The sequence below is a fragment of the Solibacillus sp. FSL W7-1324 genome, from assembly GCF_038008025.1.
GTDB lineage: Bacteria > Bacillota > Bacilli > Bacillales_A > Planococcaceae > Solibacillus.
The window spans coordinates 21,578-41,091 of the sequence record NZ_JBBOYH010000002.1; the positions used below are offsets into that span (position 1 = coordinate 21,578).

The following is a 19,514-nucleotide window of genomic DNA, read 5'->3' on the forward strand; positions in this document are numbered from 1 at the left end:
CAATAAAATGTACAATTTTTTGTCTCAAATAAGTCAAATAATAAGTAATCCCGTCGCTACTTTTTTACATTCATATGATCATTCACCAATTTTTATAGCTCTTCTGCTAGGGCTAATTGGCGCTGTAGCACCATGTCAGTTGACAGGAAACATTAGTGCAATAACCCTTTATGGAAATAGAACTATTCAAAAGAGCAACAATTGGGGTGTAATTATATCTTTCATTATGGGAAAAGTAATAATTTATAGCGCGATCGGATTACTCGCTTGGTTTTTCGGTCAGTCATTTGAAACAAAAATGACAGAATACTTCCCATTGTTCAGAAAAATAATTGGTCCTTTATTAATTATTACTGGCCTTGTACTGTTTGAATTTTTAAATTTTCGTCTTTTAGAACATTTTAATCTTCGTATACCAGGAAGTCTAAAAGAAGGAAAGATAGGCTCATTTCTTTTGGGAGCAAGTTTTGCAATTTCATTTTGTCCTACAATGTTTGTGCTCTTTTTCGTTTGGCTAATGCCTACAGTAGCATCTACATCTTATGGATTAGTGCTCCCTACAATATTTGGAGTCGCAACATCGATTCCTCTTATCATGATTTTAGGGCTAATATGGTATTTTGATGTAAAGGGATTAATCATGAAAAAAAGTATGAGGGCAGGAAGAGTCATACAAAGGATTACTGGAATTGTGCTAATTTTCATTGGCATCCTTGACACCATCACTTATTGGGGAATATAAAATAGATTATTATGTAATTAGAAAAAGGCTTGGTACATATACCAAGCCTTTTTTATAGAAATATTAATGTTTTTTATTTATTTTATTCTATTCGCTAACTTATTTAGTTAACCGATTCAAAAAGGCATCTAAATGTTTTAAGGTAACTTTATCGTTTAAGCCAAAAGTACCGTCACCCTTACCATTCGTAATTTTATTAGATGATAAGACAGAAATATAATCTTTAGCCCAGTGAGATGCGGGAACATCTGAGAATACTTCTGCATTCCCTTGTTGTTTTAAATCGAAAGCTTTAACTAATACTTTTGAAAGCTGACCACGTGTAATAGGTGAATTTGGATTAAATTTACCGTTTGTATCTCCACTAAATATATCTAGTTTGTTTAACGCAGTTACAGCACCTGCATATTCAGAAGATGATTTTACATCTGTGAATGATGAACTTTTATCAGAAATATTTAATCCTAATGCTTGTGCAAGTTGTAGAGCTACTTCACCACGAGATGCATAAACACTAAAATCAATTTCAGAACCTTTAACTTCACTTTTTTCTTCGGTTGTGAAATCTGCAACACGTTTGGCTCCTATGTAACGAGATCCCCAATAATAAGGGTCATTTATTTTATCAATCTTAACACCCGAACTCGGTGTTGCTGATATAAAATTGCCACTTCCTATGTATATTCCAACATGAGAAACACCTGAACCAGAAGTATTAAAAAATACAAGATCGCCAGCTACCAATTCGCTTTTTGAAACTGATGTTCCTTGTTGATATTGTGCTTTTGAAGTTCGATTTAAGGAAATACTCAAGTTTGAAAATACTAATTGTGTATATGCCGAACAATCAACACCTGTTTTAATATTTGTCCCACCCAGTTTATATGGGGCTCCAAGATAATTCTTTGCAGTAGTTGTTAAATCAGATACTGCTGCTGCTTCTGTATTATTTGCACCTACACCTGTAAAAATCATAAAGGATGCAAATATTGGTAGTAACCATTTCTTCTTCACCTATTACCTTACTCCTCTCAACAAACACTAATTAATATGAATAATGTAAGATTAACATAGAAACTGCACACTAAATTTTTCATTTATGTAACAAAATTATGCAGATTAAATCAAATATACAGTTTAAATTGTAAATCTTGTAGATCCAGGAGAATAAAATCCCATATTAGAATAAATCAAGAAAATTTAATTAAATAACAGATTTATGCATACCATATAAGGGTATACATTAAGGGTGGTTAGAAAGGGTGGATTGATGGGGTTTTATCAAATATTTATTTTAGTCTCACTGGCAGTGCTAACAATATGTGTTTTGATGATATCTAGATATGAGAAGAACAAAGTTAATTTGATGCAATGTATGATGATAACAATGTTTTTTAGTATGAACACTGGTTTAACAGTAGGGATACTCCTTGGTACTACATTTCAAGGTGAATTATTTTTTTCGACAGTGTTAGCTTGTCTAATAGGTTCTGTTGTGGGGTTACTAATTGGTATGAACTATAGTTTGCTGTCTGTATTAGAGGGCACAATGACTGGATTAATGAGTGGTATGATGGGTGCAATGTTAGGTGAAATGATAAATGGAAATCAGTCAATGTATTTAGTGAGAATTTTCCTTTTCTTATCAATTTCAACAATCTTTTTATTTGTAATTCTTCCTAGAAAAAATGGTACGGAATATTTACAAAGCAAAGTGGCAATTTTTAAACCCTTATTAATTGGGTTATTTATTTCTGTTTATTTTATGGGAGGGGTAACATTTGCAGAGAAACAGGTCAAAGCTAAAGAGCCATTAATACATAACAACCATACACAGACTAAAACAGAGAATAATCAAAGTGTAGACACGAAAAATATTACTGTTCAAACTTTTAATATGGAATACAAACAGACAGAAATTGTTTTAGAAAAGGATCAACCAGTAAATTTAATACTAAATAATCAGGATAATATAGAACATGATATTGAAGTAATATTACCTAATATTAATGAGGTTCAATCAGATCATGACCATAGCTCGAAAGCTAATATGATTCATTTACACGCAAACTCTAAAGAAACACAAAGTGTAAGATTTATACCAACTACTGCTGGTTCATATGAATTTGTTTGTACAGTTCCAGGACATAAAGAATTGGGGATGGTCGGAAAGATAATTGTTAGGTAAAAGTTAGAATGCCCCTTGCATCAGCAAATGTGCGGAATAGATTTAATTTTTGATAAATTTTGCATATTTAACATGTATATTATATTTAGTTATGTAGTTTTATAAATGATAAGTAGTGTAATACCATTCTTAATAATTTTTCGATTTATTAATGAAAAGGGGTAAGAACATGGAATCAAAAAGCAAAGATGATTATAACCAAAAGGAACATCATCATGATTATCACCAATCTAAACATAAACCTGAAGTACATGAACCTCGTAGTCAAAATGTTAATGAGAAGTCCGATTATCATATAGGAGAGCATAGCGAAAATAATCAAAATGAACAGAATCACCGTTCACATAGTGAGCATGAACATCATAACCAGAATCATCATGGAAATCATGAAGGAGGTCATGATAAACACCATGGTCACTCAATTGGAGATTTCAAAAAGCGTTTCTGGGTATCATTAGTTTTAACAATACCAATTTCGTATTTATCTATGATGATTCAAATGTTATTTGGCTATCATGTTGATTTCACTGGCGATACTTTCTTATTATTCTTATTATCTACAGTAGTTTTCTTTTACGGAGGAAAACCATTCCTACTTGGCGCATGGGGTGAAATAAAAGGAAGAGTTCCGGGTATGATGTTATTAATTACATTGGCGATCGTTACTGCCTATGTTTATAGCACCTTAACTGCTTTCTTTATTGAAGGAAGTGACTTCTACTTCGAATTAGCAACCTTAATAGTAATTATGCTTTTAGGTCACTGGATTGAAATGAAATCAATTATAGGGGCATCGAAGGCATTAGAAGAGCTGATTAAATTAATGCCAAAAGAAGCTCATAAAATTGACGCCTCTGGAAATATTATAGATGTTTCTGTAGAAGATTTAAAACCAGGTGATCATATATTAGTTAAACCAGGAGAAAAAATCCCTTTAGATGGAGTAATTTTTGAAGGACATTCAACAGTAGATGAATCAATGTTAACGGGAGAGTCTGTCCCTGTTGAAAAAATTGCAGGAATGAATGCTATTGGTGGAGCAATTAATAACGATGGAGTATTAAAAGTAAATGTAACAAAAACAGGTAGTGATACTTACCTTGCTCAGGTTATCCAATTAGTTAGTGATGCAGAAAAAACGAAATCAAAAGCTCAAGGTTTTGCCGATACTGCTGCAAAGTGGCTATTTTATGTTGCAATCATTGCGGGTCTTATTACGCTGGCCTATTGGGCGGTTACAGGAGATTTTGATTTTGCATTAGAAAGAATGGTTACGGTATTAATTATTGCCTGTCCACATGCCCTTGGCTTAGCTACGCCACTTGTTACATCTAGATCAACTTCTATTGCAGCAAAAAATGGCTTGTTAATACGAAATCGTACCTCATTTGAAGGTGCTTTTCGAATAAATCGTATTGTATTCGATAAAACAGGTACCTTAACAGAGGGGAATTTTGGAGTGACAGATGTTCATCCAACAGAAGAGGTTAGTGAAGAAGAACTATTAAAACTCGCATATTCTGTTGAATTGCAGTCTGAACATCCAATAGCAAAGGGAATTGTTAAAGAAGGAAAGAAACGTAACTTAGAAGTTTATAAAGTATCAAACTATCAAAATTTAACTGGTAAAGGTCTTGTAGCAAAGGTTAATAATTTTGAAATTGCAATAGTTAGTCCGGGCGTATTAAGAGAAGGTATGATTTCATTCGATGAAGATACGTATAATAAGCTAGCTCAAGAAGGAAAAACAGTTGTTTTTGTATTAAAAGATAATATGGTTCAAGGCATGATTGCATTAGCTGATATTATTCGCGAATCATCTTTTAAGGTGATAAAAGAATTAAAGGATTTAGGAATTGAAACAGTTATGATGACAGGCGATAACGAGCGGGTGGCAAACTATGTAGGTGAAAAGCTTGGAATGACACAAGTTATCGCTGAGGTACTACCACATGAAAAATCTAACAATGTAAAAGCGTTAAAAGAAGGTGGTAAAAAGGTAGCGATGGTTGGTGATGGAGTGAATGATGCACCAGCGTTAGCTGAAGCAGATTTAGGGATAGCAATAGGAGCTGGAACAGACGTTGCCATTGAAACGGCGGATGTTGTCTTAGTAAATAGTAATCCAGTAGACATCCTAAGCACATTAAAACTTTCAAAAGCTAGTCACCGAAAAATGGTTCAAAACCTTGGTTGGGCAGCTGGTTACAACATTATTGCAATTCCTCTCGCTGCTGGTGTTCTCTATAGCTTTGGTATTGTTATAACACCGGCAATAGGTGCAGCGGTTATGTCGTTAAGTACGATTATTTGTGCAATCAATGCTCAGCTTTTACAGATTAATAGTAACTAAATATAGATATTATAAAAAAGCCTAAGAATTCTTAGGCTTTTTTTGAAAAATTTTAAACCCTGTATTAATGGAGAAATTTAAAGGAAAATGAATATAATAAATTAACTGCAATTAAATCTAAATTAGAAGTGAGTTGAGTTAAATGTGTATTTCTAGTAATTTTATTGAACTACAGGCATATAGAATATGTGAAGTAATGAAAACCCAATCAAGGTACAGGATGGTAAGATTAGAGCTTTCTGATGATTGTATTATTGAACCTCAAAACCTTGAAAGCTTTAGTGATGGAAGTAAATTGATTACAAAAGCAGTTTTAGAAGATATTGACGGTAAATTCTATTCTGTAAGTACAAACCAGAATGGTTTAAGGTTTGTTAAGGGGGAGTTAACTTATAAAGAATATAAAAAAAAGGAAAGAAATGAAGACCTAAAGGGATTTGGTATTTTAGCATTGTTAATAGGTTTAACAATAACTATGATGTATCTTTCATCAATATTCTTACTATAAATTTGTTTAGAATTATGGAGTATGTAAACCGGAATTGAAATTGAGTTTTTTTCTGGAAGGATGAATAGTTGTTCTTGTTCTATGTACGAAGTGGCTTTCTTTGTAAAATTTTATGTATATTTAAAGGTAGCCTACAAAAACTAGTGCTATATGATAGGAGGAATTCATGTGGCAAATAAGCTAATGATCGGAATATTTTCAATTACAGCAATTCTAACTCTTACAGCATGTACAGGGAATGATAACGACAAATCGTCTCAAGATGAAGTTCAAAGTAACGAAATGACAGGGCATAATATGAATCAGCCTGGAACTGGGGAAGTTCCTGAAGGTTTAAAAAAAGCTGAAAATCCCAAATATCCTGTTGGAAACACAGCCATTATACAGGCTGATCATATGGGAGGAATGAAAGGTGCTGAAGCTACAATTATAGCTGCATACGATACAACTGTATATACAGTGTCATATATTCCTACAAATGGTGGAGAGCCTGTAATAAATCATAAGTGGATTATCCAAGAGGAATTGGAAGGTATTGGTGAGGAGCCGTTAGAAATCGGGACAGAAGTCAAGATTAATGCAGATCACATGGAAGGAATGAAAGGTTCAACTGCAACAATTGATTCTGTGAAGGAAACAACGGTTTATATGGTAGATTACATCTCGACCACAGGTGAAAAAGTAACCAATCATAAATGGTTAACTGAAAGCGAATTAGTTGTAAAATAATATATTTGAAATATTAAGGTACCCAATAGTCACTTTCGCTATGGGTATCTTTTTGATTTTATTACAAGAGGTCTGGTCTGTTGTATTTCGCCTTTCCTACCTTAGTGATCAATCCCCCTTTATGCAATGCAGCTAATCTGGAACATAAGTATCAACTCCGTTAATTGAATTATTTCACAACCATTATAATATTCCTGGATAAACCGATACATTTATTTTCTTAATGTTCTTGAAAAAGTATTGTTGATTGACCAGCATCTAACATCTTAAAGGTTATTTGGTCTTCTGTTGTCCTCTTAATCATATAATCTAAACCGGCAGGTAGATTATCTATGAATATAATTGGAGCTTTTAAGGGCTTTTCGAGAGGCGAAAAGAAGTCATCCCAGTGTACAGGGATTATTAGGTTAGGATTAACATTTTTTACAGTTTCCTCATAGAATTTATCCTGTTTTAGTAAATCTGCCATTCCTAATCTATTAATTCCTAAAACCAAGACATCTGCACTTATGTTATCAAGTGCACCTTCAATATAGTTAAAACTTGGTCTTACTAACATTTTATTATCGCCATGTTGAACTAAAAAGTCGAAAGAGCCCCCTTCTTTAAAATCACGCATTCTGGCTGGTTGTTTAAGTGGCTTTTCTATGACCACTCCCGTATCATTATTAAATACTGTTGGTTCAGAGTGGATCGAAGGTAATACAGTAACTATGAATTTTCCAATTTCGGTCGGTTCATTTATATCAAACAATATTAGGTTTTCTTCTGGTACGTTACCACCTCTACCAATATTGAGAGTAGACTCAGAACCATAGATGTTGGCATTCGTTCGATTAGCAATGTGTGCAACATCAAGAGCATGGTCATAATGTGAATGTGAAACAAATATAGCCTTCAAACGATTTATCTTTTCCTTTTCTAGAATATCATCAACCAATGTTTCATCTGTTTCGATTTTAGATATTAAAACTCTAGGTAAAGATTGGCGTGTAAGGAAAGCATCTAGTAAGATTTGTGTTTCTCCATCGTCAAGTAAGAGCGTAGTGGTTCCGAACGATGTAACTTTAACAGCTTCATCTGATAGAATTTTATCATATTGCGACACAAAATATTTATCGTAATCCCCTAGCTTATTTTTGTCCTTTAAGAACACACTGATTAAAATAGCAATAAGCATAACCGTAATCATAGAAACGATCATCATTAGTTTTAAAAAAATTGCTTTTATTTTGATGTTCATTATTTTCCCTCCTTTCTTTATGTGCCCTACATGATTAATTATTTCGTATATATCTTCACTGTACTCTGAGTACACAGTAATCTGAATAAGCTTTGCAAAAAAGAGGAAAAGACACCGTTAAGTGTACTTCCTCTTTTTTAGTGCTATATCAAACTAAAAATTCTCGTTTCTTTTAGTACATTGATTTATGATTCTAAGAAGGATGAGAGTAGACAACAACCATAAATTCCTTCTAATGAAAAACCCCTCTAGCCATTTGTCTACACATTTCAGCACATTCACGACAAATTGTTGCACATTCTTGGCAATGTGTAGCCTGAAACTTTTCACATTCAGCAGCACATGCTTCACAAACCTATTATTAACAAATTTTTTCGATTGCAAACGTTACTATTAAATTTAAGGTAATTTATAATAAATTAAGTACACCTGCAAGTGCGATTATTATTAAACATTACACAAAAGAGACTAAATTTTTCCACCTTTTCGATTTTATTTTTAAACTAATAATTTTGCTATAAAAACCCCCGTAAAAATTAGTATCTAACCGGGGGGTAGGGGGTCATAAAAACCTTTAATTTTTTACTTTAGACTAAGTCCTTATTTGTTGCCTTAAATATCAATAGGTAAATTGCATATATCCCTACTATACCAATTATAGCGCAAACTACTCTATCTAATGCGGACATTTCAACAGACGGAGAACCAAATATAGAACCAATTAAGTCAAACCCCAAAAAAACCTATTATTCCCAACCTTAAAGCAGCTGCAGTAACTAACCACCATGTTAATGTTCTCATTTTATTTTTCCTTCCCATAAATTTTGTAATTCAGGTGTTATAATGTGTTAGATTGTTTATTTTATACATTAACAAGGATATGGAACCCAATTACGTGTGTTGCTCCAAAAAACGCGGCCTTTAATAGAGAAGTTTACTTTTGGGAATTACAATCATATACATGTTCAAAAAGTATGCGTTTTTTTTCAGTACTCATTAGCATCTTGTAATAATGATTCCGTTAAACTCCATAATTTCTTCATATTTATTTGTTACAGTAATTGTAATGATACATAAGGAGGGAATTCTCATGAAGTTTAATTTATTAATTACTACATTGCTAGTTAGTAGTGTTATTATTGCGGGATGTAGTGCAGGAAGTTCTGAATCTGATGAGCCTGGGACAATGGATCACTCAAACATGACGAGCATGGAGGGAATGGACCATTCAGACATGACCGATGAGGAAATGGAAGAAATGGATATGGAAAACGGTCATGCAAGTCATACAAACATTGTTGCACTTAATAACTCAACGGGGGAAAATGAGTTAGTTCTTCCACAATTAATTGAACCAAAAGATGGAATTGTTAATATTAATGCTAAACAAGGAACAACAGAAATTTTTAAAGGAATTCAAACGAAAACATTTGGATATAATGGTTCATTTTTAGGTCCGGTTATTCGAGTAAATGAAGGAGAAACAGTTATTCTTAGAACAAAAAATGAATTAGCCGAACCTACCACATTTCATTGGCATGGGGTAGATATACCAGGTGAAGGTGATGGTGGTCCACATCAGCTCTTGGAACCAGGCGCAGTGGAAGACGTGAAGTTTACGGTTAGTCAGGGGGCTTCAACACTTTGGTTCCACCCACATCCGGAAGGTTCTACTGCTGAACAAGTATATAAAGGTCTAGCAGGATTAATTTATATTGAAGATGATAATTCTGAAAATCTAACCTTACCAAAAGAATATGGGGTAAACGATTTTCCATTAGTATTTCAAGATAGAGAGTTCACTGATGAAAAACAGTTTGATTACCAAGCAGTACGCAATGATGATGGCACTATCGGAGATACTTTATTAGTGAATGGTACGATAAACCCAAAGCTGACAATAGGAAAAGAAAAAGTGAGACTTCGTTTATTAAACGGAGCAAATGCACGAAACTATACATTCAAATTAAATACGGGTGATAAATTCCAACAAATAGCAAGTGATGGTGGCTTCTTAAATAGCCCAATTGAATTGAGTGAAATTACATTAGCACCTGGTGAACGTGCAGAAATTATTGTGGACTTTTCAAAACTTGATTCTGAAAGTGATATAGCACTTTTGAATGAAGACGATACAATTTTATTACCATTTTTTATTGATGAGCAAAAAACAAATCCGATAGAAATTTCAACTAGTTTAAATGACTTTGCAGTGACGGATGAAGAGCGAAGTTTATCCGTTACGAAAAAACTTGAACTTTTTGGTATGGGGAAAATGGTATATATTAATGATAAGCAATTTGATATGAACAGAATTGATTTCACGCAGAAGCAAGGTGAAACAGAAATTTGGGAAATCTACAATAAACCAGATGCAATGGGTGGCATGATTCATCCGTTTCATATTCATGGTACTCAATTTAAAGTTGTTTCAATAGATGGGAATGAGCCACCTGTAAACTTGCAGGGATGGAAGGACACAATTTCCATTGAAGCTGGTCAAACAGTTAAATTAGCTGTGAAATTCAATAATAAAGGTATATATATGTTCCACTGCCATGTTCTTGAACATGAGGAAAACGGAATGATGGGACAAGTGGAAATAATCTAACATTTACTTTCTCGACTTGATAAGAGATAATTTATATAAAAAACACCTTCAAGTAATAGTTGGGATTTACTTGAGGGTGTTTTTTAAATACTTTTAATAATAATTATTGCAAGGGAGGGATCTATATGTCTCCTAAATTAACAGAAGACAAGAACAAACGGGTTGGTAAGAATAAAGCAAAATTATTTCTTTATATTGCGATATTCCTTTTTATTATCTGGGGAATAGCTACTACTTGGTTGGGAATGACCTACAAATTTAATAATATAAATAATGAGGAAAACGAAGTTATAAATAGTCCTTTAAATAAAAAAGATCCCACTATTAATTTCTCTACAGAAAATTCAGAAGAGGATAAGACTTTTGAAAACACGGATAGAGATGACTTAAAACCACCTATGAAAACAGTATTAAAAGACAGAACTCTTCGATTAAAAAATATTGAGGGGATTTTCGGAAATATGAAATCACCTAAAGAAATTTCAGCTATCCACTCTACCTTTGGTAAAGAAGTAGTTTATATTTATCATTCCCATAGTAGGGAATCCTTTTTGCCCTATCTTATAGATACAATCAGACCAGAAGAAGCTTATCATTCAGTAGCAAACATAACATTGGTTGGAAAAATGCTTGGGCGAGCAATGGACCAAAGGGGAGTAGGAACAAAAGTTGAAACAGTAGATATTGTACAACTTTTGAATTCTAGGAACTTAGATTACAGCAGCTCTTACAATGTTTCAAGGGAACTAATCCAATTATCACAAAATGAAAATAAAGACCTTGAGTACTTTTTAGATATTCACCGTGATTCATTACGAAAAGAAAATACAACGACAGAAATAAATAGAACAAAATATGCTAATCTACTTTTTGTAGTTGGAACTGGCCATGCAGAATTTGAAAAGAATCTTCAGTTTGCAAATAAGCTACATACACTATTAGAAAAAAAATACCCTACTTTGTCAAAAGGTATATTAAAAAAAAGTAGTAGTCAGGGAAATGGAATTTATAATCAAGATCTCGCCCCTAACTCATTAATTATAGAAATTGGGGGAGTAGATAATACGGTAGAAGAACTTCATCGATCAACGGAAGCCCTTGCTGAAGTATTAAGTGATTATTATTGGGAGGAAAATTCGGAATCTCGGTGAAATAACGAGTCCTTAAACTTCTTTTAGAGATACCCAATGGGTTAATGCTTAGGAATGGAATACTTTTAGAAATGCAAAATCACTTTTTGTAATTAAATTCGATGTGTAGACTCGTTGATTAAACAGCTTGTCTACATTTTTTATATAAAATTAAAAAATGTGTATCTCATGAAGGGTGTTAGTTTATAAATTATCTGCTAATTTTGGAAGGTCGAGCTAGAATACCCGGTGATTTTCCTCAACCAAAACGGAGGCTGCTTTTTATTGTGGTATTTTTTGCTTTTGTCCTACGGATTGTACACATTCTCATCATGACTAAGGCGGCAAACAGGGGGCTGATTCCTAGGCGTCCGCCCTCCTCCTGTTGCCAACTAATTCAGGAGCCGACTGAACAATCAAGGGGCGAAAAATTTTTTCAGAACGTATTTAAATCCCTCTTGATTTACTCAAATTAATTATTAATTTAATTCCAAAATATATTGGTGAAAGAAAGAGAGTCCTGTGCATAAAATAAAAAACGTTTTACCGCATTATAGTTTGCGGTAAGACGTTTGGAAATGTAAGTTTATTTTTTTGCTGAAGCTACTTGAGATACTTTTGCTACACGCTTAGCACCTATATATTTGTCCCCCCAGTAGTAAGGATCGTTCAGTTTCGATACTGAAACACCTTTACTGGATGAAGAATGTGCAAATTTGCCGTTTCCAATGTAAATTCCAGCATGTGATACACCTTTACCTGAAGTATTGAAGAATACCAAATCTCCAGCTTTTAGATTTTTCTTTGAAACAGATGTACCAACATTTATCATCCCAGCAGTTGTTCTTGGTAAGGCAACACCAGCTTTTTTATATACATACCCGATAAATCCTGAGCAGTCAAAGCCTTTTGTTGTAGTACCACCCCAAAGATACTTGGTACCCAAAACTTTGTTTGCAGTCGATACGATTTGTGTTGAATTTATACTTGAAGCAGCTTCTGCTTGATTTGCAAGTGGAGCTAAAAAGATGAATGACGAAAGTGTAACTATTGAAATGCCCTTAAGCAACTGTGACTGTAATTTCATATAAAGTAAAATCCTCCGATTGTTAGCTCTAGGCTGCTATTTTTTCTAAACTTCAACTAAACCTAGTTTATCACCATATAAACCTTTTTAATTTTACATTTGAGTAACAAAAAGATTACACTATTCGAGTTTGTAATAATATTCTTAATATTAAACTTTTCGCGTTTTATGCAATTCGTCTTATATTTCGTTCTGTATTTTAATCACATATAAAACAAAAGATCACTTTTCATTTGAAAAAGTGGTCTTTTGTTTTACAAAGTCAACTATCGCTCCGTCTTATCTTTCTTGAATTGAAAGAGAGTATTTAAATAGTCAATAAAGAGTAACAGCCATATTCCCTAAACTCTCAAAGCTCTTAAAAAATTTAATTTTATCATGTGTAACGTTTCCTTGTAGAGGATCCATTATAGTAACAGTATCCTCAGTAACCCGAGTTAATACTACTGCATGTTCATTTTGAATAATATGATGATATTCGTTTGTCCCATCCATCCAATAGCTACCTCGTATTATAGGTGTACCTAAATCCCGTGTAATCCAGGTAAGAATGGGGAGACCTTCTTTTACCATATCTTCTATTTCTTCTATTGATGCACCTGTGAGATTGACAGCAGTGTAATCTTTTCCATTAGCCTCTGAATAGCTATGAATTGAATCAATAATACCTTCTGGAAAAATGTAAATGCCCTTAGGATCCGTTGGTTCTCCTGGGAACGCTTCTTGTGGATTTGGGCCGATTCGTTTGCCATTTTCATAACGTAATGGTACTTTATTTAAATGTTTTTCAGCCATTTCCTCTTTAGTAATTGTTTCGCCATAGTAGTTAAAAATAGCTGTTAGTGATGTGATTTCACAGCCGGTAGGGAGAACGGGTTTTTGTAATACTACAGGAACAGCAATTGTTCTTTGCTGCGAATGTGTTTCTATCAGAATTTCTCCCTTTTCTTTTTCAACAGTAAAAGAAAGCGATTCTTTTGTTAATCCTGTTCCAATATTTACTTCTACCTCTTTACCAACTGCGATATCTTCAAACAGTATATGTCCATTTTTATCCGAAAAAGTTTCTACATATGTATCATCATTTAAACCATTTAAAATAACCTGCTTATTAACGACAGGAGCTTGGCTTGTAAACTCAATAAGTTTTATAAAAATTGACGTAGTTTCAACAATTTCCTCTACGGTAGGGGAATTTTCTATCACTGTATTCTCTTCACTTGTACAACTAGTTAATAGTAGTGTTATTAAAAGTAAAAATGAAATTCTTTTCATCATATTTAATCCTTTCGTTAGTATGATTAAAGGGAAGCGATAAATCTAGTAAACCATGCGATATAATGCGCACCCGGAATAAATAGCACTTGTGCAAAAAGCGTACCAAGCAGACGGGATATGACCATAAACATAGTCGTTTGTTTTAATTGCATATAACTGCCACGACCATTCAGCACATCATCTGCTAGAATAGAAATTTTTGGATCAATGAAAAGAATTAATAAAATAGTTGCCATGCCATTAATTAAACCAGATGCCATAACAGCTGTTGCAGCTCGCTCAGGTACGAGCAATGCAGCATACAGTGCTGATAGAACACCAATCGTATAGATAGCCGTTATCAGTATATTAAATAGCATCAGTTTTATAGGTACGGTTTTAAGTGAAATCCCTTTTAAATACTGTAAACTCGGCATTTGAATATGTTTTATACTTCGAATAATATTGTTGCGTGTACAAACGGCTTTAAGCAATGCTGGCATTGAGCCTCGCTTGTTAGCCAAATGAACAATGGCTCTAGAAAATAGTGCTATAAAGGTTGGAAACAATAAGGCACCTATAATTGTTCCAATAGAAGCAGCGCCTATAATAAAGCGAAATTGATCTTCCACATACGTAAGTGAATCTTCTTTTGGTGCCAAATCAATGAGACTTCCTGTAAAGGGTTGTTGCATCATATTTGCTAGCCTTGACACCATTACAAGTACATTAAATAAAGCAAAAGCTGAAGCGAGGAATCTTACCCTTGCGCCAGATAATCGTACAGCATATGCAAGTGTTTCAATGGAATGAATCATACAGATAAATAAAGCAATGATGATAAGCTGTGTTGTAATCACAGGTGTTCTCCTTAGTAGGTGATAGGAAAACCCCTCCTTAATCGAGTTGTTTAAAGAGGGGATAGTCCATTATTTTATGGTGACTATGTTTATTGGCGCCACTTTTGCTTCAGCTTTCTCCCGATTAAAAATAGTATGAGCACATAAAGCGCAATAATAAATACAGTATTCCAATTGCCGGCTGCTATTTGATGACCTGCAAGTGAAAAGGCTAGTATTGTTGGTAACTTGCCTAAAAATGTTGCAGCTATAAAGGCACCGAGATTTACATTCGATATACCTGCAATTAAATTAATGCCGGCTGAAGGTAAAACTGGAATGATACGACCAAGTAGTACAGCTAAAAAACCGTTTTTCTCAACTAGTTCAATGTATTTCGTTAAATACTGTCTCTTTAATAAATATTTTAGAGCGACATGCCGTAGTAAGTTTTTACTTAAGAGAAATAAAAGGACGGAGCCTAGCGTTGTCCCAAGCAAGTTAATCGCAAGACCAGGGAAAAACGAATGATTACTTGCAATAAATGCCGCCAGTACGGGAATTGGTGCAAAGGGAATCATTGAAACAAGTACCATTATTAAAAATTGATAAAGCCAACCATTAGGTCTTTCATTTTGTATAATGTCTAAAAATAATTGATCCATAATCTTTCCTTAAAATTATTTTAGCTATTGTATAACTAATTTATTATTACCAATCGTGAGACCACCCGCATTTTTCAGGAAAATATTGTTCATACCAGACGCAGAATACATAGACAGTCCAAACGTAACGACCATGGTCAGCTTTCTTTTCATAGTGAGCATCTAAATAGTTTAGTAATAGTTGCTGATCGAAAAATTCATGGATATATGCTTTTTCAAATGTGTTTCGCACCATTTGATAGTATTTTTCTTCACGTAACCAGTGGCGCATTGGTACAGGGAACCCTAATTTTTTACGCTTTGCCCAGGCTTCAGGTAATTCATCTAAGGCCGCTTGACGAAGCGCTATTTTTGTATCTGCTGTTGATACTTTATATTGTGTCGGGATGTGACTTGCTACTTTGAATACTTCTTTATCTAAAAAAGGCACACGTAATTCTAGTGAGTGTGCCATGCTCATCTTGTCGGCTTTCAGTAAAATCTGACTTGGTAGCCAAACATGTAAGTCGAGGTACTGCATTTTTGTTGTATCGTCTTCAGCTTGTACTTTGTCATAATACGTCTTTACAATATCCCAAACAGATGGTCCTTTATGATATTTTTCGTTTAGAAGTGCGAGTGCGTCGTCCTCCTGCCAAACAAAGGCATGTCCAATAAAGCGTTCTTCAATTGATTTTGACCCATTGTCTAAAAAGTTTGTGTAACGGTTTTTGGGTAAAGATTTTGCAATTGCTGAAAGTATATGTCGCAAAGGCAAAGGTATCTTTTTATATTGCTCCATTTTTTCAGAAGGCTTATACCATTCATAGCCTCCAAACAATTCGTCTGCACCTTCTCCAGAAAGTACAACTGTTACATCCTTACTAGCTAGTTCTGCTAAGAAGTAAAGAGGGAGTGACGAAAGATTTGAATCTGGCTCATCCATATGCCACTGGATTTTTGGAATGGCTTCAAATGCTTCATCTGCTGTAATATGCTTTTGCTTATTCTCAAATTGTAATTCCTCTGACAAGGCTTTTGCAAGAGAGGTTTCATCAAACATTGATTCATATCCTTGAAAGCCGACGCTGTATGTTGTATCAGGCTTTAATAGCTTTGCAATATAGCTGGAGTCGACACCACCAGATAAAAATGAACCAACCTTTACATCACTCACAGAGTGCGCTTCAACAGAATCTTCTAATACTTTTTTGATGTGTTGAACATGTGTATCTAAAGAATTAGTTGTTGGAGAAAATTCATGTGTCCAGTAAGATTTAATCTGTATATGACCGTTTTGAATAAGCATGAACGATCCAGGAGTGAGTTTATAAACGCCCTTAAAAAATGTTTCGTCTGTTGCTGGATATTGGAACGTTAAAAAAGGGCGTAACGCCTTTTCATTTAACTCCTTTTTAAACTTAGGATGCGGAAGAAAGGATTTAATCTCTGAACCAAATAAAATCGTGTTATCTGTCGTATGCTGCGTATAATATAAAGGTTTAATTCCAAAATGATCACGGGCAATAAACTGGAGATTTTGTTTTTTATCCCAAATACAAAAAGCAAACATTCCGCGTATCTTTTGGAGAACTTTCGTTCCGTATTCAATATATCCTTTTAAAAGCACCTCTGTATCTGAAGTTGTTTGGAATGTATGACCATAACTTATTAATTCTTCTCGAAGTTCACGATAATTATAAATCTCACCATTAAATACAAGTACAATATCTTCGTTTTCTGTTGAAAAGGGCTGACTCGCAGCTGTACTTAGATCGAGTATACTTAATCGTCGAAAACCTAATGTTACTTTTTCATCTGAATAAATCCCATCACTATCAGGTCCACGATGGACAATTGTTTCAAGCATTTGCTTCATAAAATTTTTATATTGAAAAGGTTGTGTACCATGAATAAAACCGACAAATCCACACATTGTGTTACACCTCTTTAAAGTTTTAATACTTAGAAGTTTAAAGAGAGGATTTGTAGAATCTATGGAGAAATATGCATGATCGAAAAAAATTTTTTTATCCTAAAGAGGATGCAATTATCTACCATACGTTATTTAAGTGAAATATTATTCATCAGATAATAATGTTATTGGGATGGAAACTGTAAAACAAGTACCTTCTTCAAGTATACTTTCAACGTAAATTTCACCTTTGAGGTGCTTTGTTAATTCTGCAACTATGGCTAAACCAAGACCTGAGCCACCAAGATTCCGTGCACGAGATTTTTCAACACGGTGAAAACGGTGGAAAATAAACGGAAGTTCTGCTTCTGGAATGCCTGGGCCTTCATCTCGAACAATAAATTGGATTTGTTTGTGATTCAATCGTGCAATGATTTCAATATCTCCACCGTCTGAATAATGAACAGCATTTTCAAGAAGGTTTATAAGAATTTGTTCTAGGCGCAAGCCATCTGTATAGATTTCTGGTAAATCATTCTGTACAGTCATGCGAATTCGATTGTTTTGGTTCAACACTTTAAGCTTTACCTTTTCTACGACAGACTCTATAAGATCATCAATATCAACAGATTGTAGGTAAAGCTGGATATTACCTTCTTCCATTTTGGACAGTTCAAATAGCTCTTGAATTAACTTTGCTAATCGATTCGCTTCACTTTCAATTATTCCAGCATATTTTTCTAGCTCTTCTTGTGATTTGTAGCGTTTATTTTTAATGATGTTCCCATAACCCTTTAAATATGAAGTAGGCGTTCGCAATTCATGTGAGATATTAGCTAAAAATTCACTACGATTTATACGATAATCATTTAACTCAATACTCATATCATTTATGGCTTTCGCTAAGGAACCGACTTCGTCACTTGAAGGCACATGGACCTTGGTTTTTAAATTACCTTTTGAAATTTCACGTGTTGCTTTTTCCATCTCCACTAATGGGCGACTAAGACGCCATGAAAGAAATATTGTATAACCAAGTGCTAAAATGATGGCCCCAATAATGGTACGAATAATCCAGTCACGTACTTCATGCATTTTTGCATGGATTTCGCTAATAGAGGAAAAAATTATAACCCCACCACTAAATTCATTGTTTTTTATAAAAGGTTTCACCACATAATAAATATTTTCCTTTGTATCTTGAATAACTCGCTCTCCAGCTAAATATTCATCAGCTTGTAAGCGATTAAGCCAGTTCTCTGATATTTTACTTCCTTGATGATATTCTAAGTAACCTTCAGATTGTACAATCCCTTGTTTATTGAAAAAGACCAAATCATTGTCAGTAAGAGATTGAATATTTAAATATAGATTCGGTTCGTCTTTCATTGTTTCAGTTACTGCAATTTCTATTCGATCACCTAAAGCACGTACATTTTCATCTATATAAAGCGAATAGACATTTAAGAAAATACGGTCCATAATAATTGCGAATGGGATTAGAATTGTCAGGAATAATAGCATAATTACAATACCAAGCTTCGTTACAACACTATTTTTTTTCATTTCTGTGCCTCTGGTATAATTAGTTGATAGCCTATGCCCCATACGGTTTGTATAATTTTCGCACCAGGTCGCACTTTCTTGAATTTTGTTCGAATATTCTTTACATGCGAATCAATAGCTCGTAGTTCACGTTCATCAGCATAATTCCATAACAGTTCAAGTAATTTTTCCCGGGTAAATACACGTTCTGGCGATTCAGCAAGCAGTACAAGGAGCTGAAATTCTTTACTTGTCAATTCTATGAATTGTTGATCAAATCTCACGCTACGATTATCAATATTAATGATTAATGTCCCATTGTTTAACGATAAAATTTGGGTATTACTTTTTTCGTCTTCTTTAAAGGCAGACCTTCGTAGGAGAGACTTCATACGAGCAATAAGCTCTTCAAATTCAAAAGGCTTAGTAACATAATCATCAGCTCCTGTTTCAAGCCCTCTTACAGTATCAGATAAATCGGTACGAGCTGTTACCATTAAAATTGGCACATTTGAAGACATTCTAATTTCTTTACATAACTCAAAGCCATTGATAAAAGGTAGCATGACGTCAAGTATAATGAGGTCAAATTCCTTTGTTTTAAATATTTGGAGGGCGTCAGCACCGTTCTCGCATAGTATTAAATCGTATTGACTTTGAAGTTGGATTCGCATGAGTTCCTGCATATACTGTTCGTCTTCAACGATTAAAATCTTTTTCATA

Annotated in this window: 17 protein-coding genes and 1 pseudogene; 7 read left to right on the forward strand and 11 right to left on the reverse strand. The window is 34.0% G+C overall.

All coding sequences use genetic code 11. From position 1 onward, the window contains the following. Positions 1–7 precede the first annotated feature (7 nt). Entirely contained in the window at positions 8–742 is a 735-nt protein-coding gene (locus tag MKY71_RS18635) for an urease accessory protein UreH domain-containing protein (protein WP_065217287.1), read from the forward strand. Positions 743–841: 99 nt separating this feature from the next. Here the strand turns inward: MKY71_RS18635 and MKY71_RS18640 are convergent, their stop codons facing one another. After that, a complete protein-coding gene (locus MKY71_RS18640) occupies positions 842–1,756 on the reverse strand; it encodes a C40 family peptidase (protein ID WP_065217288.1) in 915 nt (304 codons plus the stop codon). A gap of 256 nt (positions 1,757–2,012) precedes the next feature. On the opposite strand from MKY71_RS18640, the gene MKY71_RS18645 reads away from it, so the two are divergent. The 4 genes from MKY71_RS18645 to MKY71_RS18660 all read left to right on the forward strand — a co-directional run bounded on the left by MKY71_RS18645 (position 2,013) and on the right by MKY71_RS18660 (position 6,520). Beyond that, a complete protein-coding gene (locus tag MKY71_RS18645) occupies positions 2,013–2,930 on the forward strand; it encodes a plastocyanin/azurin family copper-binding protein (RefSeq protein WP_082990890.1) in 918 nt (305 codons plus the stop codon). Between the two features lie 169 nt (positions 2,931–3,099). Further along, the gene (locus MKY71_RS18650; RefSeq protein ID WP_139377698.1) at positions 3,100–5,283 is read left to right on the forward strand and encodes a copper-translocating P-type ATPase; all 2,184 of its coding nucleotides are present in this window, start codon (positions 3,100–3,102) and stop codon (positions 5,281–5,283) included. A 196-nt stretch (positions 5,284–5,479) separates the two neighbouring features. Then, on the forward strand, positions 5,480–5,791 hold the full coding sequence (locus tag MKY71_RS18655; protein ID WP_139377699.1) for a hypothetical protein: 312 nt from the start codon (positions 5,480–5,482) through the stop codon (positions 5,789–5,791). A 183-nt stretch (positions 5,792–5,974) separates the two neighbouring features. Then, the gene (locus MKY71_RS18660) at positions 5,975–6,520 is read left to right on the forward strand and encodes a YdhK family protein (RefSeq protein ID WP_413079184.1); all 546 of its coding nucleotides are present in this window, start codon (positions 5,975–5,977) and stop codon (positions 6,518–6,520) included. A gap of 220 nt (positions 6,521–6,740) precedes the next feature. Here the strand turns inward: MKY71_RS18660 and MKY71_RS18665 are convergent, their stop codons facing one another. The 3 genes and pseudogenes from MKY71_RS18665 to MKY71_RS18675 form a co-directional block, all read right to left on the reverse strand. Next, positions 6,741–7,763 carry an MBL fold metallo-hydrolase gene (locus tag MKY71_RS18665; protein WP_065217291.1) on the reverse strand — a complete coding sequence of 341 codons (1,023 nt, stop codon included), beginning with the start codon at positions 7,761–7,763 and terminating at the stop codon, positions 6,741–6,743. 232 nt (positions 7,764–7,995) lie between these two features. Beyond that, a pseudogene (locus MKY71_RS19980) lies at positions 7,996–8,073 on the reverse strand (four-helix bundle copper-binding protein); the annotation flags it as partial. A gap of 277 nt (positions 8,074–8,350) precedes the next feature. Beyond that, the gene (locus tag MKY71_RS18675) at positions 8,351–8,500 is read right to left on the reverse strand and encodes a DUF378 domain-containing protein (RefSeq protein WP_413079119.1); all 150 of its coding nucleotides are present in this window, start codon (positions 8,498–8,500) and stop codon (positions 8,351–8,353) included. A gap of 353 nt (positions 8,501–8,853) precedes the next feature. Between MKY71_RS18675 and MKY71_RS18680 the strand changes: the two genes are divergently transcribed. Continuing rightward, positions 8,854–10,374, forward strand: coding sequence for a multicopper oxidase family protein (locus tag MKY71_RS18680; RefSeq protein ID WP_065217292.1), 1,521 nt, complete (start codon positions 8,854–8,856; stop codon positions 10,372–10,374). Positions 10,375–10,499: 125 nt separating this feature from the next. Then, positions 10,500–11,525 carry a stage II sporulation protein P gene (locus MKY71_RS18685; protein ID WP_065217293.1) on the forward strand — a complete coding sequence of 342 codons (1,026 nt, stop codon included), beginning with the start codon at positions 10,500–10,502 and terminating at the stop codon, positions 11,523–11,525. Between the two features lie 565 nt (positions 11,526–12,090). Here MKY71_RS18685 and MKY71_RS18690 read toward each other — a convergent pair. The 7 genes from MKY71_RS18690 to MKY71_RS18720 form a co-directional block, all read right to left on the reverse strand. After that, a complete protein-coding gene (locus tag MKY71_RS18690; protein ID WP_065217294.1) occupies positions 12,091–12,591 on the reverse strand; it encodes a C40 family peptidase in 501 nt (166 codons plus the stop codon). Positions 12,592–12,906: 315 nt separating this feature from the next. Beyond that, positions 12,907–13,866 carry a C39 family peptidase gene (locus MKY71_RS18695; RefSeq protein WP_065217295.1) on the reverse strand — a complete coding sequence of 320 codons (960 nt, stop codon included), beginning with the start codon at positions 13,864–13,866 and terminating at the stop codon, positions 12,907–12,909. Positions 13,867–13,892: 26 nt separating this feature from the next. Further along, entirely contained in the window at positions 13,893–14,687 is a 795-nt protein-coding gene (locus MKY71_RS18700) for a lipid II flippase Amj family protein (protein WP_340733848.1), read from the reverse strand. Positions 14,688–14,797: 110 nt separating this feature from the next. Further along, positions 14,798–15,352, reverse strand: coding sequence for a TVP38/TMEM64 family protein (locus tag MKY71_RS18705; RefSeq protein ID WP_065217296.1), 555 nt, complete (start codon positions 15,350–15,352; stop codon positions 14,798–14,800). Between the two features lie 46 nt (positions 15,353–15,398). Continuing rightward, positions 15,399–17,267, reverse strand: coding sequence for an asparagine synthase (glutamine-hydrolyzing) (gene asnB / locus MKY71_RS18710; protein WP_340733683.1), 1,869 nt, complete (start codon positions 17,265–17,267; stop codon positions 15,399–15,401). Between the two features lie 144 nt (positions 17,268–17,411). Further along, positions 17,412–18,812, reverse strand: coding sequence for a sensor histidine kinase (locus tag MKY71_RS18715; protein WP_065217298.1), 1,401 nt, complete (start codon positions 18,810–18,812; stop codon positions 17,412–17,414). Continuing rightward, positions 18,809–19,513 (reverse strand): response regulator transcription factor, encoded by a 705-nt coding sequence (locus MKY71_RS18720; RefSeq protein ID WP_065217299.1) that lies wholly within the window; start codon positions 19,511–19,513, stop codon positions 18,809–18,811. The genes MKY71_RS18715 and MKY71_RS18720 overlap by 4 nt, the downstream gene beginning before the upstream one ends. Position 19,514 lies beyond the last annotated feature (1 nt).